At 40.6% G+C, this 3,692-nt stretch carries 1 pseudogene; it reads left to right on the forward strand.

What is annotated here, in order from left to right:
• Window positions 1–3,692: pseudogene (locus tag IEX65_RS27940) on the forward strand (hypothetical protein); the annotation flags it as partial.

Genomic DNA, 3,692 nt, shown 5'->3' on the forward strand with positions numbered 1-3,692 from the left:
ACACCAGTAGCATGTTTCGGAGAGAAAAACGGTACAGCGACAGTAGTAGCAAGCGAAGGTAACGGTGGCTACACCTACTCATGGAGCAGCAGCCCAGTCCAAACGACGGCAACGGCAACAGGCTTAGGAGCGGGAATTTACACAGTAACAGTAAAAGATAGCAAGAACTGCGTAGTAACAGCCACAGTAGAAGTCATTCAACCAAAAGCTTTAGTAGCCGTAGCGAGTGCAACACCAGTAGCGTGTTTCGGCGAGAAAAACGGCACAGCGACAGTAGTAGCGACCGAAGGTAATGGTGGATACACCTATTCATGGAGCAGCAGCCCAGTCCAAACGACTGCAACAGCAACAGGCTTAGGAGCGGGAATTTACACAGTAACAGTAAAAGATAGCAAGAACTGCGTAGTAACAGCCACAGTAGAAGTAATTCAACCTCCAGTCTTGACATTGACAAGTTCGCAAGAAAATGTTAAATGTAACGGAGGAAATGATGGTAAAGTAACGTTGACTGCTGGCGGTGGAGTTTCTCCGTACCAATACAGCAAAGATGGAACTACCTTCCAAACTTCAAATGTATTTACTGATTTAGCAGCAGGCACATATACATTTACATTGAAAGATAAAAACGGTTGTATTAAAACAACGACAGTAAAAGTTAACCAGCCAGATGCTCTTACATTAATAAGTACAACACTTGATGTGAAATGTAATGGTGGAAATGATGGTAGTGTAACCTTGACAGCAACAGGCGGAACAACTGCTTATCAATACAGCAAAGATGGAGCAACCTTCCAAGCAAGTAATGTATTTTCAAGCTTAACAGCAGGAACATATACTTTCACCGTAAAAGATGCGAATAGCTGTCTTAAAACAACAAGTGTAACAATTACTCAACCAGATGCTTTAACACTTACTGGAATAAGTACAGATGTGAAATGTAATGGCGAAACCAACGGTTCAATTACATTAACAGCAACAGGTGGTAAAACGGCTTATCAATACAGTAAAGACGGTACAACTTTCCAATCAAGTAATGTATTTAGTGGCTTAACAGCAGGTACTTATACGCTTACAGTGAAAGATGCTAACGGTTGTATCAAAACAACAGCAGTAGAAGTTAAGCAACCAGATAAATTAAACGCAACACCTTCTAAAACAGATGTGACTTGTTATGGTGGAAAAGATGGTTCAGCAACAGTAAATGTTGTAGGTGGAAAAACTCCTTATTCATACAAATGGAATACTGGTGCAACCACTCAGACTATCTCTACTTTAATATCAGGAACATACTCAGTAGAAGTGACCGATGTAAATGGTTGTAAAGTTTCAATCACAGGCATAGTTGTTAATCAACCAGCACAGTTAGTGCCAACGATTGGAAGTAACTCACCAGTTTGTGAAGGAACAATCATTAACCTAACATCAAGTGGTGGTACATCGTATGCTTGGACTGGACCGAATGGTTTTGCTTCGACATCGCAAAATCCAAGTATTTCACCTGCTACAACAGCAACACAAGGTGTTTATACAGTAACAGTAACGGATAGCAAAGGTTGTGTAGGTATAGCCACAACATCTGTTCAAATCAAGGTTTTGGATAAGATTATCTCATCAAATGCCAATGTTTGTGAAGGTCAAAATTTAACATTGACTTCTCCAGATTACGGTACAGGTGCAACTTATAATTGGACAGGACCAAATGCTTTTGCTCAAACAGGTAGAATTGTTACAATTAATAATGTGACGCTTGCAGCCGAAGGTGTTTATACAATCGTAGTGTCGAAAGACCAATGTACAACATCGGCAACTGTTACAGTTGATGTAAAAGAAAAACCTGCAACACCATCAATCAATATTTCAGGTCCAACATCAATTTGTGAGACAGGTTCGGTTACATTAACTGCTACTTCATGTGTTGGTGGAACAGTTATTTGGTCAACCAACGCAACTGGAACAAGCATCACAGTAAGTAGTGAAGGAACATACACAGCAGTTTGTAAAGTTGGAGAATGTTCAAGTAATGTATCAAATTCAGTAACTGTAACAAAAGGTTCAATTCCAGTAGCACCAACCATTACATCAGACAAAACAATCTGTTGTGATGGCGAAAAAGCAACATTGACAGCTTCGGGTTGTACAGGAAAAATCTCTTGGAGTACAGGTGCAACAACAAGCACAATCCAAGTAGCAGTAGCTGGAAGTTATACAGCAACATGTAGTAATAGTTGTGGTGCAAGTTCAGCTTCTAACTCAATTGAGATTAGAACTGGCGTAACACCAACAAGTCCAACGATTACAGCAGCTAAATTGACAGTTTGTGGAACAGAAACAGTTAAATTAACGGCAACAGGTTGCAATGGAACAGTGAAATGGAGTACAAATGCAACTGGTTCAACAATCACAGTTGGAGCGGGTACATATTCTGCAACTTGCGAAACTATTTGCGGAGTAAGTCCTAAATCAAATGAGGTAATCATCACTATCGGAGATAAACCAAATCCACCAGTAGTGAAAACTTCTTCGCCTGTCATCTGTGATGCACAAACTGCAACATTAACAGCTGAAGGTTGTGCAGGAAGCATTCTTTGGAGCAATGGCTCAACTGGTTCGTCAATCGTAGTGAATCAAAGCGGAGCATATACAGCAACTTGTACAACTGATTGCGGAACAAGCGTTTCAAGTGGAAGCGTAACAATCCAAAAAGGTAACAAACCTTCTGCACCAGTAATTACATCGGATAAAACAATCTGTTGTGATGGCGAAAAAGCAACATTGACAGCGTCAGGTTGTACAGATGGAACAATCACTTGGAATGTTTCTGGAGCAACAGGAAGTACATTGCAAGTAACAGCTTCTGGCTCATACACAGCAACTTGTACAAATATTTGTGGTACAAGTTCATCGTCAAATTCAGTTGTGATTCGTACAGGTGTAACACCAACGACTCCATCAATAACTGCGAATAAGACAACAATTTGTGGAACAGAAACTGCAACATTGATAGCAACTGGTTGCAACGGTACATTGAAGTGGAGTACAAATGCAACAAGTAGCACAATTACAGTAAGTGCAGCAGGAACGTACTCAGTAGTTTGTGAGACAATCTGTGGAGTAAGTCCGAAATCGAATGAAATCGAAATCAAGAAAGGAAACACTCCATCTGCACCAACAGTAACAGCAGATAAAACATCAATCTGTAATACTGAAACTGCAACATTGACAGCAACTGGATGTGAAGGAACGCTTGCTTGGAGTAATGGACAATCAACATCTACAATTACAGTTAGTACACCTGGTACTTATACAGTAACATGTACAAACATTTGTGGAACAAGCAACAATAGCACACCAGTAACTATCAACAGAAACACACCGCCAGTAGCTCCAGTAATTACAGCAAACAAGACCTTATGTTGTGACGGAGAGAAAGCGACATTGACAGCAACAGGTTGCACAGGAAGTTTATCATGGAGTACAGGCGGAACTGGTAGCACAATTGAAGTAAGCACATCAGGAACATATACTGCAACATGTAGCAATGTTTGTGGAAGTAGTGTAGCTTCAAATAATATCATCATCCGCACAGGCGTAAGTCCGACGACACCAAGTATATTGAGCGATAAGACGACAATTTGTGCAGGCGAAACAGCAACATTGACAGCCACAGGATGTAATGGAAGCTTGAAATGGAG

It is taken from the genome of Emticicia aquatilis (genome assembly GCF_014644295.1).
GTDB lineage: Bacteria > Bacteroidota > Bacteroidia > Cytophagales > Spirosomataceae > Emticicia > Emticicia aquatilis.